Below are 20,024 nucleotides of genomic sequence, written 5' to 3' on the forward strand. Positions count from 1 at the left end.
TCCACGGCGGGGGACGGGGCGGGGTCGACCGGTGGCATCCCCCGATGCTCCCCGTCCCCGGCGCTGCGTGCCACGACATTTCGATGGTCGCCGGGCCGGCTCGCTGGTGATGGCAGAGCAGGGCACGCGCCACAGGACCGCCGTTACCCGGCGACACACCGAGCCGGCTCCGGCGTGTCGGCGAGTTACGGCGAAGCTGTGGCGCGCGCGAGCCGGCGCAGCGCCCTCACGCCGCTGCGTCCGCGGGCGGGGCGCGGAGCGCATAGGCTCGCAGCGTGCTGGATGCGGTGCCCGGGCGGGCGACGGGGGTCGGGAGCTGGCCGGGCGGCGACGTCCTGGACACGATGCGGACGACGTTCGGCGAGCTCGGCGAGCCGCCGCACCTGCCCTACCTGCCCGAGCTGCCCGGTCGCGGGGCCGGCTCGGAGATCATCGGCCGGGGCGCGGTCCTGCTCGTGGACATGCCCGTGGACCTGCAGCCGTCCGGCTGGCGGCTCGTCGACCACCCCGGCCGGGACCTGAGCCGGGCCCAGGGCTACCTCCGGGAGGACCTCGACGTCCTCGCCGAGGTCGCCGACGGGTACGTGGGGCCGCTCAAGGTCCAGGTCGCCGGCCCGTGGACGCTCGCCGCGTCGCTCCACCTGCAGCGTCTCGAACGGGCCGTCGTCGACCCCGGCGCCGCCCGCGACATCACCGCGAGCCTCGCCGAAGGGGTGTCCCGGCACGTCGCCGAGGTGCGCCGGCTCGTCCCGGGGGCCGAGGTCGTCGTCCAGGTCGACGAGCCGTCGCTGCCCGCGGTCCTGCTCGGCCGGCTGCCCACCGCGAGCGGCTTCGGCCGGCTGCGCGCCGTCGAGGAGAGCACCGCCGTCGAGGCGCTGGACGTCGTCCTCGCCGCCGCGACCGGTGCCGGGGCCGTGGCGACGGCCCTGCACTGCTGCGCGGACGACGTGCCGCTCGCCGTCCTCGCCCGGACCACCGCCGACGCGCTGGCGATCGACCTGCCGCGCCTGGGCCTGGCGGGCTGGGAGGCGCTCGGCGAGGCCGTCGACCGCGGGACCGCGCTGTGGGCCGGCGTCGTGGGTGCCGGCGCCGACCTCGCCGCCCCGACGTCGTCCGCAGGTGCCCTCGCCGACGTCGTCTGGGCCCGCTGGCGCCGGATCGGCCTCGGGCCGGAGCACGCGGCGTCCGTCGTCCTCACCCCCGCGTGCGGGCTCGCCGGGACGACCCCGGCCGCGGCCCGCGCGTCAGGCCGGTCGGCCGTCGTGGTAGCGNGGCCTGGCGGGCTGGGAGGCGCTCGCCGAGCGCGCCGCCGCGGACTGACCCGGCCGGCCGGGCCGTTCGGGCCGGTCGCATCGTCGCCGGATGGTGGTGGTGGCACTACAGCCCCGGGACGCTCCCGGGTGCATGCGCCGTCGCAGCACCCCCGTCGAGGTGGTGGTAGCACCACAAAACCGTTGCGCGGCAACGAAAGACGCCGCCGCGTCCGTACGCTCGCGCTACCACGACGGCCGACCGGCCTGACGCGCGGGGCCCTCGGTCGCGCAGCCGGTCCGGAGAGCAGGAGCGCACCGTGTCCGGACAACGAACCCCTCACCACCGTCGGCGCGCCGGCGCCGTGGCCCTGGTCGCAGCCTCGGTGCTGCTCGGCACCGTGGCACCCGCCTCGGCGACCGAGAAGGCGCCCGGCGTCAAGCAGTCCACGCGGATCGCGGACCGGGCCTACCCGGGGATCCAGCTCATCTCGAACTACTACACCGCCGAGGTCGCCGTCCCGGAGGTCGTCGTCGACGACGTCGCGCTGCAGCGCCTCGTGACCCGGCTGGAGGCCCAGGTGCTCGTCGGTGCGGTCGACAGCACCGAGGCCGCCGTCGTCGACGCGCTCGTCGACGAGATCGCCGAGAACACGACGACGTACTTCAAGCCCAGCAAGACGATGCGGACGACGAAGGCGTCGGTCGGCTACGTCGGGACCGGGTGGGTCGTCACCCCCGACGGCTACATGGTCACCGCCGCGCACGTCGTCGACACCCCGCAGGACGAGCTCGTCCAGGCGTTCGCGGCGTCCGCGCTCGACACCTTCGTCGAGCAGGACGTCAAGGAGCTGCAGTCCGGCGGCGGCATGAAGTTCACCGACAAGCAGGTCGCCAAGCTCGCCAAGGGCATCGAGGCCTGGGACGCCAAGTACCTCGAGCTCGGGGGCGTCCAGCAGCAGCTGAGCGCGCAGATCGGCGTCGCGCTGCCGGGCTTCGGCAAGGGGCAGAAGGGCGTGCCGGTCGAGGTGATCTCGAAGGGCGAGGCGTACCCGGGCAAGGACGTCGCCGTCCTCAAGGTCGACGGTCAGACCCACCTGCCCACGCTGCCCGTCGGCAAGGACGCGGACGTCACCGCCGGCTCGACGCTCTACGTCGCCGGGTACACCGGCGCGTCGACGTTCTACGCCGGGATGTCCGCCGACTCCGAGGTGCAGCCGGCCGTCACCGAGGGCCCGATCAGCGCGGTGAAGTCGAACACCGCCGGGGTGCCGTACTTCCAGACCCAGGCGCCCGCCGGGCACGGCAACAGCGGCGGCCCGGTCATGGACGAGGCGGGCGACGTCGTCGGCATCCTCGTGGCGGGCTCGATCGACCCGGGCACCGGGCAGACCGTCGAGGGCCAGCAGTGGGTGCTGCCGATCAGCGTCGTCACCGAGAAGCTCAACCAGAGCAACATCAAGCCGACGGCGAGCGACACGACGACGATGTACAACACCGCGCTCGAGTCGTACTACCAGCACTACTACGAGCGGGCGCTGCCCCAGTTCCAGCAGGTCGCGAACCTGTACCCGGGCCACCCGTACGCGCAGGAGTTCGTCACCAAGTCGCAGACGGCGATCAGCTCGGGCCAGGACCGGACACCGAGCGGCATGGGCTTCCTGCTCGTCGCCGGGGTCGTCGGGGTCGTCGTCCTGCTGGGCGTCGCGCTGCTCGTGCTGCTCCTGCGTCGCGGACGCAAGGGGCGCGGCGGCGGCCCGGCCGGGCAGGCACCGGTCCAGGCGGCACCGCAGCAGCTCGTCGGTGCGGCGCAGGGGTACGCCCCGCAGGGCCAGCAGTTCGCGCAGGCGGGGCAGCAGCCCCAGCAGCCCTACGCGCAGCCGCAGTACGGCCAGCAGCAGTACCCGCCGCAGCAGTACACGCAACAGCCGACGGCCCAGCCGCAGTACCAGCAGCCGCAGTACCCGCAGCAGGGACAGCCGCAGTACGCGCAGCCGCAGCAACCCCAGCAGCAGTACGCGCCGCAGCAGTACCAGCCCCCGGTCGGCCAGCAGTACGCGCCGCAGCCCCCGGTCGGCCAGCAGTACCCGCAGCAGCCGGTCCAGCAGTACGCACCTCAGCCGCCGGCGCAGCCTGTGCCGCAGGTGCAGTCCGTGCAGCCCGGGTTCGTCGCACCGCAGCAGGGTGACGCGGACGGGCCCGCGCCGTCGCAGGGGCAGCCGCCCGCCTGAGACCGGTGCCGGGGACATCCCCGTGACCCGGCACCTGACCGGCCCGTCCCGCACCCGGGGCGGGCCGGTCGTCCGTCGTGGCGCGCGTCCCGTCCCTCCCCGGGGGCACCCGGAAGATCCCCGGCACGGGTGACGACGACGGGTGGTCCCCGCGGGAAGGCTGCGGATCATGACATCGTCTGCTGTGGCTTCCGCCGGAACCGGACCCCTGCCAAGGAGCGCGCAGAGCGCTCCCGCACCCCCGCCGTACGGCGGGTGGCGCGGCCGGCTGCACCGGCGGCTGCCGGCCCGCGCCGTGGCCCGCGCCAGCGTCGGCGCCTTCGTCCTGCTCGTCGTCACGCTCGGGATCGCGGCCCGGGTCCAGAGCTTCCCCGTCGCGCCGCTCCGGGTCGCCGGGCTCGTGCTGGCCTGCTCGGCGCTCGGTCTCGCCGGCTGGGCGCCGCGCCCCGCGGCCGGGCTGGCGGCCGCCGGGCTGGCGGTGAGCGGCGCGACCGCGGTCGTCCCGGCAGGCACCTTCGTCGCCGCCGTCTGGGCCTTCGTCCTCGTCGCCCGGGCCGACCGCCGCGGGGGAGCGGCCGGCCTCGGCACGCTCGTCGCGCTCTTCGGACTCGGCGCGCTGCTCCCGCCGACGAACCAGTGGGACAACCTGGAGATCCCGCTGCCCGGCCTGCCGGACACGGCCTGGTTGTACGCGGTCCCCGGGCTGCTCGCCGTGCTCGTGGGCCTCGCGGTGCCGCGGCGTCCCGTCCCCGAGGCGGCGCCCGCCTGGACCTTCCTCGGGCGGTCGCCGGCCGTCACCGCGCCCGAGGCGCTCGTCGTCGCGTGCGTCGTCGGGGTCACCGCCCTGCGGTACGCCTCGCTGTTCTCCGGGCCGTGGCTCGGGCTGTCGACCGACCGGGAGACCCTGCTGTCGTCCACCGGCGCCGCCCTCGCGCTCGGGCTGCTCTGCGTGTCCCTGGCGGCGGCGGCGCTGTCGCCGTGGTTCCCGCGGACGGGCTTCGCCGTCGCCGCCGGGGCGCACGGGCTGCTCGTCGGGTACGCCCTGTACGGCTCGCTCCTGTCCCTGCCCACGCTCACCGCGACCACGACGGCGTCGCTGTTCGTGCTCGCCCGCGCCCTGACCGCCCGGCCGGGCGCCGCGGCCGGGACCGGCGCCGTGTTCCGGCGGGCAGCGCCGGTCCTGGTCGCCGCCACGGTCGTGACCGCGGCGCTGGCGACCGCCGACGAGACCACCGGGATGGTGAGGGACCTCAACCTGCCCCGCCTGCTCGGCGACGACGTCGGGTTCGGCCCGGCGGAGGCGCTCCGGGCGGTGCTGGCCCAGGGGCTGCCGGTCGCCGTCGTGCTGCCCGTCCTCGCGGTCACCGGGGCGTGGCTGGTCACCCGCTGGCTCGCCGACCGGGACCGGCTCGAGAGCGCCGTGAGCCGCGAGGCGGCCACCGCGGAGCGGAGCCGGATCGCCCGCGAGCTGCACGACGTCGTCGCGCACCATGTCTCGCTCGTCACGGTCCGGGCGGAGTCGGCGCCGTACGTCGTCCCCGACCTGCCGGCCGCCGCCCGGGACGCCTTCGGCGAGATCGCGACCACGTCCCGCCGCGCGCTCGACGAGCTGCGCGACGTCCTCGGGGTGCTCGGCCGCCCCGACGGCGAGGGGGCCGAGCGGGCACCGCAGCCGACCCTGGCCGACGTCGCCGGGCTCGTCGCGGCGGCCCGGCACGCAGGGGCCCGGGTCGCGTTCGACCGGGCTGCCCTCGAGCGGCTGGTCGACGTCGCGGACGTCCCTGCCGCCACCGGGATCGCGGCGCACGCCGTGGTCCGCGAGGCGCTGAGCAACGCCCGGCGGCACGCGCCGGGCCAGGAGGTCACGGTGGGCCTGACGACGGACGACGGCACGCTGCGGGTCGCGGTGTCGACCCCGGTGTCGACCCCACCGGCGGCGGGCTCCGTCGCCGACGGCCGCCCGGGGCTGGGACTGGTCGGGCTGCGGGAGCGGGTCGACGCGGTCGGCGGGACGTTCACCGCGGGGCCGGCGGACGGCCGGTTCGTCGTCGTCGCCCTGCTGCCGCTGCGCCGTCCGAGCGAGGCGTCCGCGTGATCCGGGTGCTCGTCGTCGACGACCAGCCGGTCGTCCGGGTCGGCTTCGCCGCGATCCTCGCCGCGCACGAGGGGATCGAGGTCGTCGGCGACGCCGCGGACGGCGAGCAGGCTGTGGACGCCGCCCGCCGGCTGGTGCCCGACGTCGTCCTCATGGACGTCCGGATGCCGGTCCTGGACGGCATCGAGGCGACTCGGCGGATCACCGGCGGCGACCCGGCGGCGGAGGGGGCCGCCGGGTCGCCCCGGGTGCTCGTGCTGACCACGTTCGACCTCGACGAGTACGTCTTCGCCGGGCTGCGCGCCGGCGCCAGCGGGTTCCTGCTCAAGGACTGCACTCCGGCCGCGCTCGTCGAGGCGGTCCGGGTGGTCGCGGCCGGCGAGGCGCTGCTCGCGCCGTCGGTGACCCGCCGCCTGGTCGCCGCGTTCGCCGCGTTGCCCGGGCCCGGCGGCTCCCCGGCCCGGCCGGTGTCCGCCGTGCTCGACGTGCTCACGCCGCGCGAGCGGGAGGTGCTCGTGCTCGTCGCCGAGGGGCTGTCGAACGCCGAGATCGCGGCCCGGCTCGTCGTCGGCGAGGAGACGGTCAAGACGCACGTCGGTCGGGTGCTCGCCAAGCTCGGCCTGCGCGACCGCGTGCAGGCCGTCGTCCTCGCCTACGAGAGCGGCGTCGTCGTCCCGGGCGGGGCCGGCCGCACGCCGGACCCGCTCCGCGGGGGTGACGCCGCTCCCCGGGGGTGACGCCGCTCCCCGGGGGTGACGCCGCGCCCCGCGCCCGGGCACAGTGGTCCCGTGGACGGCGCGGTGAGCGAGGGGGCGGGTGCGCTGCCGCACCCCGCCCTGCGCCCGTTCGTCGCGCACTACGTGGGGTACCGCGAGCGCGGTGTCGCCCCCGCGCTGCACCGCGGGCTGCCGTCGCCGCACCTGACGCTCATCCTCACCCTCGACGACCCGCTCGACATGGCCGCGCACCCGGACCCGGCGCAGCCCGGCGGCCGGTTCGACGCCCTCGTCGGCGGGCTGCACACGGCGCCGGCGACGATCCGGCACGACGGGCGGCAGTCCGGCGTCCAGGTGGCGCTCACCCCGTTCGGCGCCCGGGCGCTGCTCGGGGTACCGGCCGGCGAGCTCGCCATGCGGGACCTGGGCGTCGACGCCGTCGTGGGCCGGGCCGGCACGGGCGACCTGCTCGACGCCGTCCGCGCGCCGCGCACGTGGGCCGCACGGTTCGCCGCCCTCGACGCCGCCCTGCTGCGCCGCCTCGCGGCCGGCCCGCGCGACCCGCTGCCCCCGCGGCAGGTCCGGCACGCGTGGCGGCTGCTCCAGGAGTCCGGCGGCCGGACGGACGTCGCCGCGCTCGCCGAGGCCGTCGGCTGGACGCCCCGCCACCTCGCGCACCGGTTCGGGCTCGACGTCGGTCTGTCGCCGAAGCAGGCGGCGCGCGTCGTCCGGTTCGACCGGGTCCGGCGGGCCCTGCAGGCCGGTGCCGCGGACGGCGCCGGCACGCCCCGGCTCGCCGACGCGGCCGTCGCGCACGGCTACTACGACCAGCCGCACCTGGACCGCGAGTTCCGCGCGCTCGCCGGGTGCGCGCCGTCCGTGTGGCTCGCCGAGGAGCTCCGAAACGTCCAAGTACCGCACCCCGGCGACCCGGCAGGCTGAGGCCATGAGCGAAGCCACGAACCCTGCCCCTGCCCCGACGGTCTGGCCCACCCTGCGGTGCACCGACGCACGGGCCGCGATCGCCTTCCTCGTGACAGCCTTCGGCTTCGAGGAGACCGCGGTCTTCGCGGACGGCGACCAGGTCTTCCACGCCCAGCTCACCTGGCCGGCCGGCGGCGGGGTCATGCTCGGCTCCGCGGGGGACCGCGGCGCGGACGACGACTGGTCGCGGCCGCCCGGGACCGCCGGCGTCTACGTCGTCACCGACGACGTCGACGCGCTCCATGCGCGGGCGACGGCAGCCGGTGCGAAGACGCTGTACGGCCCGCGGGAGACCGACTACGGCTCCCGCGAGGTCGCCTACGCCGACCCCGAGGGCAACTTCTGGTCCTTCGGCACCTACCGCGGCGAGCCCCGCCTCGGCTGAGCGCCGCCGTGGGTCCGCTGCCGTCAGTACCACGACCAGTAGAAGACCGGCCCGTAGACGAGCGGTTTCCACCAGTGCCGCAGCAGCCCGACGAGCCAGCCGGCGGCGAGGGCGGCGAGCGTCCAGCCCCACGGCGTCCACCGGGCGGCGACGACGACCCCGGCGAGGACGGCGAGCGCGCTCACGACGCACTCGGCCAGGTAGAGCGCCCAGCCGAGGCCGTGCGCGGTCGCACCCAGGGCGTCGACGACCTTGTCGAGGCGTGTCGTGAACGTGCTCACCGATCGATGATCGGCCCGGCGGCGCCGCATCCTGATCCGCCGTCCGGGCGCCGACCTGAGACTGTCACCGGCATCGGGCAGGATGACCGCCGTGAGCCAGGTGAGCGAGGACAGCGACGTCGCGGCGGAGGCGGTCCCGGCAGGGGCGGCCGGGGCGGCGCAGGCACCGGTGCCGGACGACGCGCGCCACCGCTGGGCCGACCTCGCCGAGCAGATCCGCGGGCACCAGTTCGCGTACTACGTCCGGGACGCCCCGACGGTCTCGGACGCCGAGTACGACGTGCTGCTGCGCGAGCTCGAGGCACTGGAGACGGCGCACCCGGGCCTGCGGACGCCGGACTCGCCGACCCAGAACGTCGGCGGCACATGGTCGACGGAGTTCGAGCCGGTCGACCACCTCGAGCGGATGCTCAGCCTCGACAACGCGTTCAGCGCCGACGAGCTGCGGGCCTGGGCGGACCGGGCGATCCGCGACTCCGGGCTCCCCGAGGGCGAGCAGCCGGCGTGGCTGTGCGAGCTCAAGATCGACGGCCTGGCGATCAACCTGCTCTACGAGAACGGTCGCCTGGTCCGGGCGGCGACGCGCGGCGACGGGCGCACGGGGGAGGACGTCACCCTCAACGTCCGCACGATCGAGGGCGTCCCGCAGGTGCTCTCCGCGGGGGAGGTGCCGCACCCGGAGCTCGTCGAGGTCCGGGGCGAGATCTTCTTCCCGACGGCGGCGTTCGCCGACCTCAACGCGAGCCTCGTCGAGGCCGGCCGGGCGCCGTTCGCCAACCCGCGCAACGCCGCCGCCGGGTCGCTGCGGCAGAAGGACCCGCGGGTCACCGCGACCCGGCCGCTGCGGATGCTCGTGCACGGCATCGGGGCCCGTCGCGGCTTCGACATCCTCAGCCAGTCGCACGCCTACGACCTGCTGCGGGCCTGGGGGCTGCCGACGAGCGACTCCTACCGCGTGGTGCGCTCCGTCGACGAGGTCGTCGGGTACGTCGCGAGCACGGGGGAGCACCGGCACGACCAGGTGCACGAGATCGACGGCGTCGTCGTCAAGGTCGACGACGTCGGCCTGCAGCGCCGGCTCGGGTCGACGAGCCGGGCGCCGCGCTGGGCGATCGCGTACAAGTACCCGCCGGAGGAGGTCAACACCCGGCTCCTCGACATCCGGGTCGGGGTCGGCCGCACGGGCCGGGTCACGCCGTACGGGGTCATGGAGCCGGTCCTCGTCTCCGGCTCGACCGTCGAGAACGCGACGCTGCACAACGCGAGCGAGGTCCGGCGCAAGGGCGTGCTCATCGGGGACACCGTCGTGCTGCGCAAGGCAGGCGACGTCATCCCCGAGATCGTCGGCCCGGTCGTCGAGGCCCGCGACGGCACCGAGCGCGAGTTCGTCATGCCGACGCACTGCCCCGAGTGCGGCACGGAGCTGGCGTACGAGAAGGAGGGCGACGCCGACATCCGCTGCCCGAACGCCCGTACCTGCCCGGCCCAGCTGCGCGAGCGGCTGTTCCACCTCGCCGGCCGCGGCGCGTTCGACATCGAGGCGCTCGGCTACGAGGGCGCCGTCGCCCTGCTGCAGTCCGGCGTCCTCGCCGACGAGGGCACCCTGTTCGACCTCGACGCCGAGAAGCTGCTCGGGGTGCCGCAGTACACCCGCAAGGACGGCGGCCTCAGCGCGAACGGCGCCAAGCTGCTCGCCAACCTCGAGGAGGCGAAGTCCCGGCCGCTGTGGCGGGTGCTCGTCGCGCTGTCGATCCGGCACGTCGGGCCGAGCGCGGCGCGCTCGCTCGCCCAGGCGATGGGGTCGCTCGCCCGGATCCGGGAGGCGGAGGTCGCCGAGCTCGCGGCCGTCGACGGGGTCGGCACGGTCATCGCCGAGTCGATCAAGGACTGGTTCACGGTCGACTGGCACGTCGAGGTCGTCGACACGTGGGCCGCGGCCGGGGTGCGGATGCAGGACGAGGCCGACACCTCGACGCCGCGGACCCTCGAGGGCGTCACCGTCGTCGTCACCGGTTCGCTCGAAGGTTTCAGCCGGGACGGCGCGAAGGAGGCGATCCTGTCGCGCGGCGGCAAGGCGTCCGGCAGCGTGTCGAAGAAGACGCACTTCGTCGTCGTCGGCGAGAACGCCGGCAGCAAGGCGGAGAACGCCGAGAAGCTCGGGGTGCCGATCCTCGACGAGGCAGGGTTCGTCGCGCTGCTCGCGGGCGGCCCGGACGCCGTCCGCCCGCCGGACACCGAGGAGAGCTGAGGCGGGTCAGCCGGCGGAGACGGTGCGGCCGGCGAGGGCTCGCGCGGCCTCCGGCCGGGCGAGCGTCGCCCGGAGCGCGTTGACGTACTGCCCGTGCTGGAGCCGGCCGGGCCGCAGCCGGGTCGCCTCCTTGACCGCGCGGTGCACCCAGGTCAGTGCGAACAGCGGCTCGACGGCGGCCGCGGGCACGCCGACGGCCTCGCAGTAGCGGCGGGTCGTCCCGGCGAGGGTCGTGTGCAGCGGGCCCGGCTCGAGCAGGTCCCGCCGGAAGCCCCGGTCGTGGTCGCGGCCGGGGCCGGCGGAGAGCAGTGCGAAGGTCCGGACCAGGTAGAACAGGTCGAGCAGGGGCAGCCCGGCGGGCTCGATCGCCTCCCAGTCGAGGACGACGGTCCGGCCCGCCGCGTCGACGCGCAGGTTCCACGTGCCGAGGTCGCCGTGCTGGACGACGACCGGCACCGGCTGCGCCCCGAGCGCCTCGGCGTGCCCCAGCAGGGCGGCGCGCTCGGCGGCGTCCGAGCCGTAGAGGGTGCAGAACCGCTCGGTGAGGTCGACGGCGGCCTCACGGACGGCGTCCGGGGCCGTGCCGCGGGCCACCGTCCGGGAGCCGAGGGCGGTCAGCCAGTCGACGGCGTCGAGGAGCTGCGGGCAGTCGGCGGCGCGCGAGGTGACGGCGTCGAACGCACGGCCGTCCATCGCGCTCTGCCCGAGCAGGGTCAGGCCCGCGTGCCGGCCGTGGAAGACCGCCCGCGGCACGTTCGCGACGTCGCGCTCGGCGAGCAGCCGCAGGCCGGCGAACTCGTTGTCCAGCCGGGGGTTGAGCACCGGGTCCCGGGTCAGCTTGACGACGCAGGACAGCGGGTCGTCCGGGCGCGGGCCGAAGAGCAGGACGAGGACCTTGCGGCTGCCGTACTCGCCCGGGGCGGCCAGCCCCCAGCGCATCCCGCGCACGTCGACGCCCGCGGCGGCCGCGACGTCCACGAGGTAGCGCGGCGGCCCGTCGCCGAGGACGTCCGGCGGTGCCCCGACGAGCGTGTGCCGGCGTCCGATCCGGCCGAGCGGACCGCTGCCGACGACGACGCGCTCGGCCCGGTCGACGAGCCGCTGCACTCCCTCGAGGGAGCGCTGGGCCGGGCCGCGCAGGGCACCGAGCCGGCGCCCGCCCGGCGGCCGCAACGGGACGGGTGCGGCTGTGACCGCCGTCGTGACCGCCGTCGTGACCACGGGCGTGATGGCCGGCGTCGTCGGTGAGGTCGTCGCGGGCCCGCTCGCGGCGGGCGGTCCCGTGGCCGGACCCGCGGGGGCGGGGCCGGCGCCCTCGGCCCGCTCGGTGAGCCGGCGGCGCAGCATGCGCTTGAGGTCGGCGAGGTCGACGGAGCGGCCGGACATCCCCTGCTCGAGGAGGAAGGTCGTCGCCGCGTCGTCGCCGTCGGGGGCTGCCGTCCGGACCTCGCCGCGCGACGGCGTGACCCAGGTCCGCCGGACCCCGCCGGCGACCCCGGCGAGCGCGGCCTCGAGCCCGTGCGGCGCCGGGCCGACGCCGAGGTCGGCGTGGACGACGCCGCCGGGGGCGAGCAGCCGCCGCAGCTGGGCGAGGGGGCCGTCGGGGCGCCCGGCCCCGCGGCCGCCGTCCACCGCCACGCGGCGAGCCGCCGCCCGCCCGAGGACCACGAGCGCCGCGGCACCGTCGGGCACCGCGGCCGCCGACGCGGCGACCTCGACCCGGCCGTCCGCGGCGTGCCGGCCCACCCNGCCTGGGTGGGCCGTCCGCGGCGTGCCGGCCCACCCAGGCGGTCGCCCGGCGTCGCTCGCGGGTGTCCGGCTCGACGACGACGACGCGCCCGGCCCGGCCGGCGAGGCCGGTCAGCGTGGTCGAGCCGGGTGTGCCGAGGCAGACGACGCAGGAGAGGTCGAGCGTCGGCAGCGCGTAGAGCCAGCTGGCCCCGGTCGCCACCGAGCGCAGGTTGGTGCCGGGCACGTACCTCGCCGCGCGGGTGACCTCGAGAACCATCGGCGGTCAGCTCGACAGCAGCCGGCCGAGGACCGGCACCTTGAGGATCGCCGGGAACGTCTCGTCGATGGCCAGCCGGCGCCTGTTCAGCACGAACAGGGCGAGGACCACGACCACGGTGGCGACGAGGGTGACCCAGATCGTCGGGCTCGTGAGGCCGAAGTCGTCGGGCAGCAGCCAGGCGAGCGCGAACAGCAGGCCGGCCCCGGTCACGATCGAGACGTACGACATGAGATAGCCGCCGTCGAAGAGCGAGACGCCGGTGCCGAGCAGCAGGCCCGCCTGCTTCAGCACGTTGTGCAGGACGAGCGCCGAGCACGTGCCGATCGCCGCGCCGAGCGGGCCGTACCGCGGGATGAGCAGCATGTTGAACGTCACGCACGCCGCGGCGGCCACGACGTTGATGCCGACGATGTACCTGAGCCGGCCGTAGACCTTGAGCGTCAGCCCGTTGAACCCGAGCGCCGCGTTGAAGTAGTAGCCCACCGCGAGGATCGCGAGGATCGTCCACGAGCTCGCGTAGCGCTCGCCGAAGAGCAGCTCGGTCACCGGCTGCGCGAGCGAGAACGTCACGGCGAAGACCGGGAACGTCAGGAGCGCGACCCACAGCGCGGTCCGCCAGTACAGGGCGTTGATCCCCTCGGTGTCGCCCCGCGCGTACAGCCGGCTCGCGGACGGCGTGAAGAGCAGCGTGAAGCTCTGCAGCACGAACGAGTTGAGCAGCGCGAGCGGCACGACGGCCTTGTACGCCGCGACGTCCTCGGTGCCGCCGTACCGCGCGAGCAGGAACGTGTCGGCCGTCGTCATGACGATCATGACGAGGTCGGACGACAGCAGCGGCAGCGTGAAGCCGAGGATCTCGCGGCGCGGCACGACGACCTCGCCGCGGCGGAACCGGGCGAGGATCCCGGTCTTGCGCAGGACCCGCAGCAGCGCCGACACGTAGATCAGGAAGCCGAGGATGCTCGCGACGACGTACCCGACCGCGAGGTGGTGCGCGTCGCCGTCCGTCAGCACGAGGCTCAGCACGACCGACAGCCGCAGCGCCGGGGCGAGCACGTACTTGCGGAAGAAGATGACCTTGGCGCTCGCGAACACCGCGGTGACGCCCTCGATGAGGTCGTCCAGCGCCTCGATCGGGGCCATGAACGCCAGCACGAGCAGCAGCTGGACGGCGAGCACCCGGTCGGAGCCCTGGCCGCCGAGCAGGCCCGACTCCACGCTCCCCGACGTGAGGTGGACGACGGTCACGACGAGGGCGCCGAACGTCGCGACGCAGCCGAAGACGAGGAAGAGCGTGCCGAAGACCTTGCCCCACTCGCCGCGCTCGCTGTAGATCGGCAGGAACCGCGTCACCGCGCGGTCGAGACCGAAGGAGCTGAGCGTCTGGCCGAGCGTGACGAACGTGAGGGCGAACGCGAAGGCGCCGTAGTCGTTCTTCGTCAGGTGGTTGACGATCATCACCTGGATCGTGAAGGTGACGGCCATCGCCATCGCCTTGCCGACCAGGAGCAGGCTCGACCCGCGCAGCTGCTTGCGCGTGAGCGCCTCGGCCGAGGCGGGCGCCGTGGCGCCTGCCCCCGCCTGCGCGGGCTGCTCCGTGCCTGTCGTCGTCACGTCCTGTTCTCCGGATTCCCCGGAGCCCGACCACCACCCCCGACGGGCAACCACCGGACCCCCTCCTGACCGGCGAGAATAGGACGTTCGCCCCCAGGTCATCCCAGGTTCACCGAGATCGTCGTCCGAACGACCGGTTGTGCGCGGACGCTGCGCGATCACTGCACTGCGGGGTGTAGCGGTCGTTCGGCGGGGGACGCGGACGGAGCGACCCCCTTGCGGGTTCTAGACTCGCGGTGTCATGCGGCGTCGCCGCCGCAGCCCCCCAACCGTTACTCGGGAGAGTGCATGTCCGCCATCTCGCGCGAGGAGGTCTCCCACCTCGCGATGCTGGCCAGGATCGACCTGCAGCCCGACGAGCTCGACCGGCTCGCCGCCCAGCTCGACGTCATCCTCGACGCGGTGGCGACGGTCACCCAGGTCGCGGGTGAGGACGTCCCCGCGACGAGCCACCCGATGCCGCTGACGAACGTGACCCGCCCCGACGAGCCCCGGCCCTGCCTCACGCAGGAGGAGGCGCTCTCCGGTGCGCCCGCCGCCGAGGCCGGCCGGTTCCGCGTCCCGCGCATCCTCGAGGAGGACTGATGACCGGCACGACGCTCCCGGCCGACCTGACCCGGGCCACCGCGGCCGGCCTCGCGCAGGCGCTCGCGGCCCGCGAGGTCTCGGCCGTCGAGGTCGCGCAGGCGCACCTCGACCGGATCGCCGCCGTCGACGGCACCCGCGACGCCGACGGGGTCGCGACCGGCAAGGCCGTGCACGCGTTCCTCCACGTCTGCGCGGAGAACGCGCTCGCCGACGCGAAGGCGGTCGACGACGCCCGCGCCGCGGGGCAGACCCTCCCGGTGCTGGCCGGCGTGCCGATCGCCGTCAAGGACGTCATGGCGACCCGCGGCCTGCCGACGACCTGCGGCAGCCGGATCCTCCAGGGCTGGGTGCCGCCGTACGACGCCACCGTCGTCGCGAACATCCGGGCGGCCCGGATGGTCGTGCTCGGCAAGACGAACATGGACGAGTTCGCCATGGGCTCCTCGACGGAGCACTCGGCGTACGGCCCGACCCGCAACCCGTGGGACCTCGACCGGATCCCCGGCGGCTCCGGTGGCGGCTCCGCGGCGTCGCTCGCGGCGTTCGAGACCCCGCTCGCGACGGGGACCGACACCGGCGGCTCGATCCGGCAGCCCGCGTCGGTCACCGGCACCGTCGGCGTCAAGCCGACGTACGGCGCCGTGAGCCGGTACGGCCTCGTCGCGCTCGCGAGCAGCCTCGACCAGGCCGGGCCGTGCGCCCGGACGGTCCTCGACACCGCGCTGCTCCACCAGGTCATGGCCGGGCACGACCCGATGGACTCGACGTCGCTGACGGGCGAGTACCCGGACGTCGTCGCCGCCGCCCGGGCCGGTGCGACCGGCTCGCTCGACGGCGTGACCGTGGGCGTCGTCCGCGAGCTGTCCGGCGACGGCTACCAGGCCGGCGTCCTGCGCCGCTTCGAGGAGTCGCTCGCGGTGCTCACCGAGGCCGGCGCCAAGGTCGTCGAGGTGAGCTGCCCGAGCTTCGCCGTGGCGCTCGCGGCGTACTACCTGATCCTCCCGAGCGAGGCGAGCAGCAACCTCGCGAAGTTCGACGCCATGCGGTACGGCCTGCGCGTCGAGCCCGGCGGCGTCGCGGCCCCGACGGCCGAGCAGGTCATGGGCGCGACCCGGGCGGCCGGCTTCGGCGACGAGGTCAAGCGCCGGATCATCCTCGGCACGTACGCGCTGTCGTCCGGCTACTACGACGCCTACTACGGCAGCGCTCAGAAGGTCCGCACGCTCATCCAGCGCGACTTCGCGGCGGCCTTCGGCCAGGCGGACGTCCTCGTCTCGCCGACCTCGCCGACGACGGCGTTCCCGCTCGGGGACAAGCTCGAGAACCCGCTCGCGATGTACCTGCAGGACGTCGCGACGATCCCGGCGAACCTCGCGGGCGTCCCCGGGATGTCGCTGCCCAGCGGCCTCGCGGACGAGGACGGGCTGCCCGTCGGGCTGCAGATCCTCGCGCCCGCGGGTGCCGACGACCGGCTCTACCGGGTCGGCGGCGCGCTCGAGGCGATCCTCACCGCGCGCTGGGGCGGGTCGGTCCTCGACCGCGTCCCGGACCTCTCGGCAGCACTGGCGACCGCGGCGAACGGAGCGACCCGATGACCGTCACCGACACCACCGAGGCCGTGCTGGCCTACGACGACGTCGTCGCGGCCTACGACCCCGTCCTCGGGCTCGAGGTGCACGTCGAGCTCAACACGGCGACGAAGATGTTCTGCGGCTGCCCGACCGGGTTCGGCGCCGAGCCGAACACCCAGGTGTGCCCGGTGTGCCTCGGCCTGCCCGGTGCGCTACCGGTGCTCAACGCCCGCGGGCTGGAGTCGGCGATCCGGATCGGCCTCGCGCTGAACTGCGAGATCGCGACGTGGTGCCGCTTCGCGCGGAAGAACTACTTCTACCCGGACATGCCGAAGAACTTCCAGACGTCGCAGTACGACGAGCCGATCGCGTTCAACGGCTTCCTCGACGTCGAGCTGGACGACGGCAGCACCTTCCGGGTCGAGATCGAGCGCGCCCACATGGAGGAGGACACGGGCAAGTCGACGCACGTCGGCGGCTCCACCGGGCGGATCCACGGCGCCGACCACTCGCTCGTCGACTACAACCGCGCCGGCATCCCGCTCATCGAGATCGTCACCAAGCCGGTCGAGGGTGCGGGGGAGCGGGCGCCGGAGATCGCGCGCGCGTACGTCTCGGCCCTGCGCGACCTGCTGCGCGCCCTCGGCGTCAGCGACGTCCGCATGGAGCAGGGGTCGCTCCGCTGCGACGCGAACCTCTCGCTGCGCGCGAAGGTCCCGGGCACCGCGCCCGGGTCGGCCGAGCAGCGCGCCGTCCCGCTCGGCACCCGCAGCGAGACGAAGAACGTCAACTCGCTGCGCAGCGTCGAGCGCGCCGTCCGGTACGAGATGACGCGGCACGCCGCGCGGCTCGCCGCCGGCCTGAGGATCGTCCAGGAGACCCGGCACTGGCACGAGGACACCGGCATCACGACGTCCGGCCGGGAGAAGTCGGACGCCGAGGACTACCGCTACTTCCCCGAGCCCGACCTCGTGCCGATGTCGCCGGACCCGGCCTGGGTCGACGAGCTGCGCGGCACGCTCCCCGAGCCGCCGCCGCAGCGCCGCCGGCGCCTGCAGGCCGACTGGGGCTTCGCCGACCTCGAGATGCGCGACCTCGTCAACGCCGGCGCGGTCGAGCTCGTCGAGGCGACCGTCGCCGCCGGCGCGGCCCCGGCCGCGGCCCGCAAGTGGTGGAGCGGCGAGCTGGCCCGCCGGGCCAACGCGGACGGCGTGGAGCTCGCGGCGATGCCCGTGACCCCGGCCCAGGTCGCGGCCCTCCAGGGGCTCGTCGACGCGGGCACGCTCACCGACTCGCTCGCCCGGCAGGTGCTCGAGGGCGTCCTCGCCGGCGAGGGCGAGCCGGCCGACGTGGTCGAGAGCCGGGGCCTGCGGGTCGTGTCGGACGACGGCGCGCTGGGGGCCGCCGTCGACCAGGCGATCGCCGACAACCCGGACGTTGCGGACAAGGTGCGCAGCGGCAAGGTCGCGGCGGTCGGCGCGCTCGTGGGTGCCGTCATGAAGCAGATGCGTGGCCAGGCCGATGCCGCTAAGGTCAAGGCTCTCTTGACCGAGCGGTTGGCCCCCGCTGACAGCACGACGGACGTGACGACGAGCTGATCCCCGCGGGCCCCGCCGGGAGAGGTGGGGGATTCTGTGGCGTGGCCGACCAGCGTGACCCTTCGCCGGGTCAGCGTGCTGGTACCGCTCGCCTCCGCACCGCTCGCGCTCGTCCCGCTCGCCGTCGTCGCGGCGGCCCTGGTCGGCCTGCTCGGCCTGGCCGGGTCGCCGCTCGCGACGCCGGTCGGCACCTCGACGGCAGGGCTCACCGCCCTGCTCAGCGGTCCGGTGCTCCTCGTCCGCTCGTGGGGCGCCGGGCCGCACCAGGCGTTCCGCCGCTGGCTCGGCTGGGCGGTCACCGTCTGGGGGGTCGGGCAGGCGGTCCAGGGGATCATCGCGATCAACGGGACGCCGTCGTTCCCCACCGCCGGTGACCTGCTGTCCCTGCTCGCGGCGCCGCTGGCGTTCGTCGGGGCGCTGCTCATCCCGCGGCGCGGCGCCGGGCGCCGTCCGCAGTCGGACCCGGCCGCGCGCTGGCGGCTGCCGGTCGACTCCGCCCTCATCTCGGTGACGGCCGCCCTGCTCGTCTGGCAGTTCGCGTTCCTGCACATCTTCTCGACCGACGGCCGGGTGGCCCTGCGACCCGACACCGTGACGGCGGTCGTCGTCATGCTCGCGGACGTCGGTGTCACGGCCCTGTCGTTCCTCATCGGGATCCGGGACCTCGACCGCAACATGCTGCTCGTGTCCGTCGGGGTCGGCTGCTACACCGTCGGCGACCTCGTGACCCTCCACACGATCCTCCACGGGGAGGCGTGGCCCTGGCAGGGCGCGATGCTGTGGTGCCTGGCCTGGCCGCTCCTGGCCCTGGGCCTGCTCCGTTACCGGCCGGAGGACGCCAGGGGCTCCCGGGCCCGTGCGGGCACCGCGGCCGAGCTCGAGCCGGACGCCCGCGTCGTCGTGGTGACGACGTACACCGCGCTCGGCCTCCTCGCGCTCGGCGTCGTCCTCGTCATCGTCTCCACGACGCTCCAGGCCGACCCGGTGTCGCTGTGGTTCGTCGTCGTCGCGCTGTTCGTCCTGGCCGGCCGGGAGTGGCTCAACACCCGGATGCGCAGCCGGCTCGTCGAGCGGCTCCACGAGGAGGCGACGACGGACCCCCTCACCGGGCTGCCGAACCGGCGCACCCTGGAGCTGCGGCTCGCGGCCGTCAGCCCGCAGGAGGAGTGGTCGTTGCTGTCCGTGGACCTCGACGGCTTCAAGGAGGTCAACGCGGTCCTCGGCCACCCGACCGGGGACCGGCTCCTCGAGGCCGCTGCCCACCGGATCGGAGCCGCCGTGCCGCCGGGCTCGCTCGTGAGCCGGGCCGGCGGCGACGAGTTCGCCGTCCTCGTCGCGGCGGACGTGCGGACCGCGCAGACGCTCGGCGGGCGGCTCGTGGCGGCGGTCCGGCAGGCCGCGGGCGACGTCCCCGGGGTGGACCGGCTCAGCGTCTCGGCGAGCGTGGGCATCGCCGCGGTCGCCGGGCCCGGGGTCGCGCCCGGCTCCGCGCTCGAGTCGTCCGACCCGCTCGCGGCGCTGTCGTCCGCCGGGGCCGCGCTCCGGACGGCCAAGCGGCTGGGCCGGGACCGGGTCGAGGTCTTCGACGCCGAGGCCGCCCGGGTGCGGCACCGCCGGCTGCTCGTCGAGGAGCGGCTGCGGGCCGCGATCTCGCAGGAGCGCGTCGAGGTCGCCTTCCAGCCGATCGTCGACCTCAACCGCGACCGGATCAGCGGCGCCGAGGCGCTCGCCCGCTGGACCGACCCCGTGCTCGGCGTCGTCGACCCGGGCGAGTTCATCCCGGTGGCGGAGGAGTCCGGCCTCGTCGTCGCCCTCGGCGAGCTCGTCCTGCACCGCACCCTCGCGGAGGTGGCGCGGCACGACCTGCACGGGCTCGGGATCCGGGTCAGCTGCAACGTGTCACCGCTCCAGCTGCGGGTCCCGGGCTTCCACCAGGTCGTCGCGGAGGCGCTGTCCGCGCACGGTGTCCCGCCTGCGGCGCTCGTCGTCGAGGTGACCGAGGCGGTCTTCATCGAGGAGGACTCGCCCGCCGTCCGGACCCTGCGCCGGCTCGCCGACTCGGGGGTGACGATCGCGATCGACGACTTCGGCACCGGCTACTCGGCGCTCGGCTACCTGCGCCGGCTGCCCGTGCACGTGCTGAAGATCGACCGGTCCCTGACCGCCTCGCTCGTCGAGGAGCCGCAGGCCCGGGCCATCACCACCGCCGTCCTCGACCTCGGCCGCAGCCTCGGCGTCCAGGTCGTCGTCGAGGGGATCGGCTCCTCCGTCGTGTCCGAGCTCGTCACCCGGCTCGGCGCAGGCTTCGGCCAGGGCTCGATGTACGGCGGCGCCGTCCCGGCCGCCGAGCTCGTCGCGGCGGCCGCCCGCCCCGTGGCCGTCGTCCCGCCCGGCAGCCCGGGGCTCGGCCGGCGCAGCGCCTGAGCCGGGCCGGCCCATCTGGCGGGCCCGG

At 75.4% G+C, this 20,024-nt stretch carries 14 protein-coding genes; 11 read left to right on the forward strand and 3 right to left on the reverse strand.

Translation table 11 applies throughout. The features are described from left to right. Positions 1 to 344: 344 nt before the first annotated feature. The 6 genes from EDJALFJO_RS35855 to EDJALFJO_RS27760 form a co-directional block, all read left to right on the forward strand. A partial coding sequence (locus tag EDJALFJO_RS35855) for a methionine synthase (protein ID WP_143448832.1) occupies positions 345 to 1,271 on the forward strand: 927 nt, incomplete at its 3' end. A gap of 299 nt (positions 1,272 to 1,570) precedes the next feature. Continuing rightward, positions 1,571 to 3,481 (forward strand): serine protease, encoded by a 1,911-nt coding sequence (locus EDJALFJO_RS27740; protein WP_233150077.1) that lies wholly within the window; start codon positions 1,571 to 1,573, stop codon positions 3,479 to 3,481. A gap of 295 nt (positions 3,482 to 3,776) precedes the next feature. After that, on the forward strand, positions 3,777 to 5,576 hold the full coding sequence (locus EDJALFJO_RS27745; protein WP_158220591.1) for a histidine kinase: 1,800 nt from the start codon (positions 3,777 to 3,779) through the stop codon (positions 5,574 to 5,576). Continuing rightward, positions 5,573 to 6,313, forward strand: a complete 741-nt coding sequence (locus EDJALFJO_RS27750) for a response regulator transcription factor (RefSeq protein ID WP_088289568.1) — start codon at positions 5,573 to 5,575, stop codon at positions 6,311 to 6,313. Before EDJALFJO_RS27745 ends, EDJALFJO_RS27750 begins: the two co-directional genes overlap by 4 nt. Before the next feature lie 51 nt (positions 6,314 to 6,364). Further along, complete coding sequence (locus EDJALFJO_RS27755; RefSeq protein WP_233150078.1) at positions 6,365 to 7,234, forward strand: AraC family transcriptional regulator; 870 nt, start codon at positions 6,365 to 6,367, stop codon at positions 7,232 to 7,234. Positions 7,235 to 7,238: 4 nt separating this feature from the next. Further along, positions 7,239 to 7,661 (forward strand): VOC family protein, encoded by a 423-nt coding sequence (locus EDJALFJO_RS27760; protein ID WP_088289569.1) that lies wholly within the window; start codon positions 7,239 to 7,241, stop codon positions 7,659 to 7,661. A gap of 23 nt (positions 7,662 to 7,684) precedes the next feature. Here EDJALFJO_RS27760 and EDJALFJO_RS27765 read toward each other — a convergent pair whose 3' ends face one another. After that, complete coding sequence (locus tag EDJALFJO_RS27765; RefSeq protein WP_088289570.1) at positions 7,685 to 7,942, reverse strand: hypothetical protein; 258 nt, start codon at positions 7,940 to 7,942, stop codon at positions 7,685 to 7,687. Between the two features lie 82 nt (positions 7,943 to 8,024). Here EDJALFJO_RS27765 and ligA point away from each other — a divergent pair, with 82 nt between their 5' ends. Next, the gene (gene ligA / locus EDJALFJO_RS27770) at positions 8,025 to 10,190 is read left to right on the forward strand and encodes an NAD-dependent DNA ligase LigA (protein ID WP_088289571.1); all 2,166 of its coding nucleotides are present in this window, start codon (positions 8,025 to 8,027) and stop codon (positions 10,188 to 10,190) included. A 6-nt stretch (positions 10,191 to 10,196) separates the two neighbouring features. Here the strand turns inward: ligA and EDJALFJO_RS36580 are convergent, their stop codons facing one another. Together EDJALFJO_RS36580 and EDJALFJO_RS27780 are read right to left on the reverse strand one after the other, a co-directional pair. Next, a complete protein-coding gene (locus EDJALFJO_RS36580) occupies positions 10,197 to 11,576 on the reverse strand; it encodes a phosphotransferase (protein ID WP_369812583.1) in 1,380 nt (459 codons plus the stop codon). A gap of 628 nt (positions 11,577 to 12,204) precedes the next feature. Next, the gene (locus EDJALFJO_RS27780; protein ID WP_158220592.1) at positions 12,205 to 13,815 is read right to left on the reverse strand and encodes a flippase; all 1,611 of its coding nucleotides are present in this window, start codon (positions 13,813 to 13,815) and stop codon (positions 12,205 to 12,207) included. Between the two features lie 288 nt (positions 13,816 to 14,103). Here EDJALFJO_RS27780 and gatC point away from each other — a divergent pair, with 288 nt between their 5' ends. The 4 genes from gatC to EDJALFJO_RS27800 are packed head-to-tail and all read left to right on the forward strand — an operon-like array spanning position 14,104 to position 19,996. After that, positions 14,104 to 14,400, forward strand: coding sequence for an Asp-tRNA(Asn)/Glu-tRNA(Gln) amidotransferase subunit GatC (gene gatC / locus EDJALFJO_RS27785; protein ID WP_088289574.1), 297 nt, complete (start codon positions 14,104 to 14,106; stop codon positions 14,398 to 14,400). Further along, positions 14,400 to 15,998 carry an Asp-tRNA(Asn)/Glu-tRNA(Gln) amidotransferase subunit GatA gene (gene gatA, locus EDJALFJO_RS27790; protein WP_088289575.1) on the forward strand — a complete coding sequence of 533 codons (1,599 nt, stop codon included), beginning with the start codon at positions 14,400 to 14,402 and terminating at the stop codon, positions 15,996 to 15,998. Before gatC ends, gatA begins: the two co-directional genes overlap by 1 nt. Next, entirely contained in the window at positions 15,995 to 17,572 is a 1,578-nt protein-coding gene (gatB, locus tag EDJALFJO_RS27795; RefSeq protein ID WP_088289576.1) for an Asp-tRNA(Asn)/Glu-tRNA(Gln) amidotransferase subunit GatB, read from the forward strand. Before gatA ends, gatB begins: the two co-directional genes overlap by 4 nt. 36 nt (positions 17,573 to 17,608) lie before the next feature. Then, positions 17,609 to 19,996, forward strand: a complete 2,388-nt coding sequence (locus tag EDJALFJO_RS27800) for a bifunctional diguanylate cyclase/phosphodiesterase (protein WP_088289577.1) — start codon at positions 17,609 to 17,611, stop codon at positions 19,994 to 19,996. Positions 19,997 to 20,024: the final 28 nt, after the last annotated feature.

Source organism: Kineosporia sp. A_224 (genome assembly GCF_002198655.1).
GTDB lineage: Bacteria > Actinomycetota > Actinomycetes > Actinomycetales > Kineosporiaceae > R-H-3.

Bases quoted from the DNA above. Each gene is read 5' to 3' on its own strand.
- EDJALFJO_RS27760 (WP_088289569.1), top strand. From the start codon at position 7,239: ATGAGCGAAGCCACGAACCCTGCCCCTGCCCCGACGGTCTGGCCCACC.
- ligA (WP_088289571.1), top strand. From the start codon at position 8,025: ATGACCGCCGTGAGCCAGGTGAGCGAGGACAGCGACGTCGCGGCGGAG.
- EDJALFJO_RS36580 (WP_369812583.1), bottom strand. From the start codon at position 11,576: ATGTCCGGCCGCTCCGTCGACCTCGCCGACCTCAAGCGCATGCTGCGC.
- gatC (WP_088289574.1), top strand. From the start codon at position 14,104: ATGTCCGCCATCTCGCGCGAGGAGGTCTCCCACCTCGCGATGCTGGCC.
- gatA (WP_088289575.1), top strand. From the start codon at position 14,400: ATGACCGGCACGACGCTCCCGGCCGACCTGACCCGGGCCACCGCGGCC.
- gatB (WP_088289576.1), top strand. From the start codon at position 15,995: ATGACCGTCACCGACACCACCGAGGCCGTGCTGGCCTACGACGACGTC.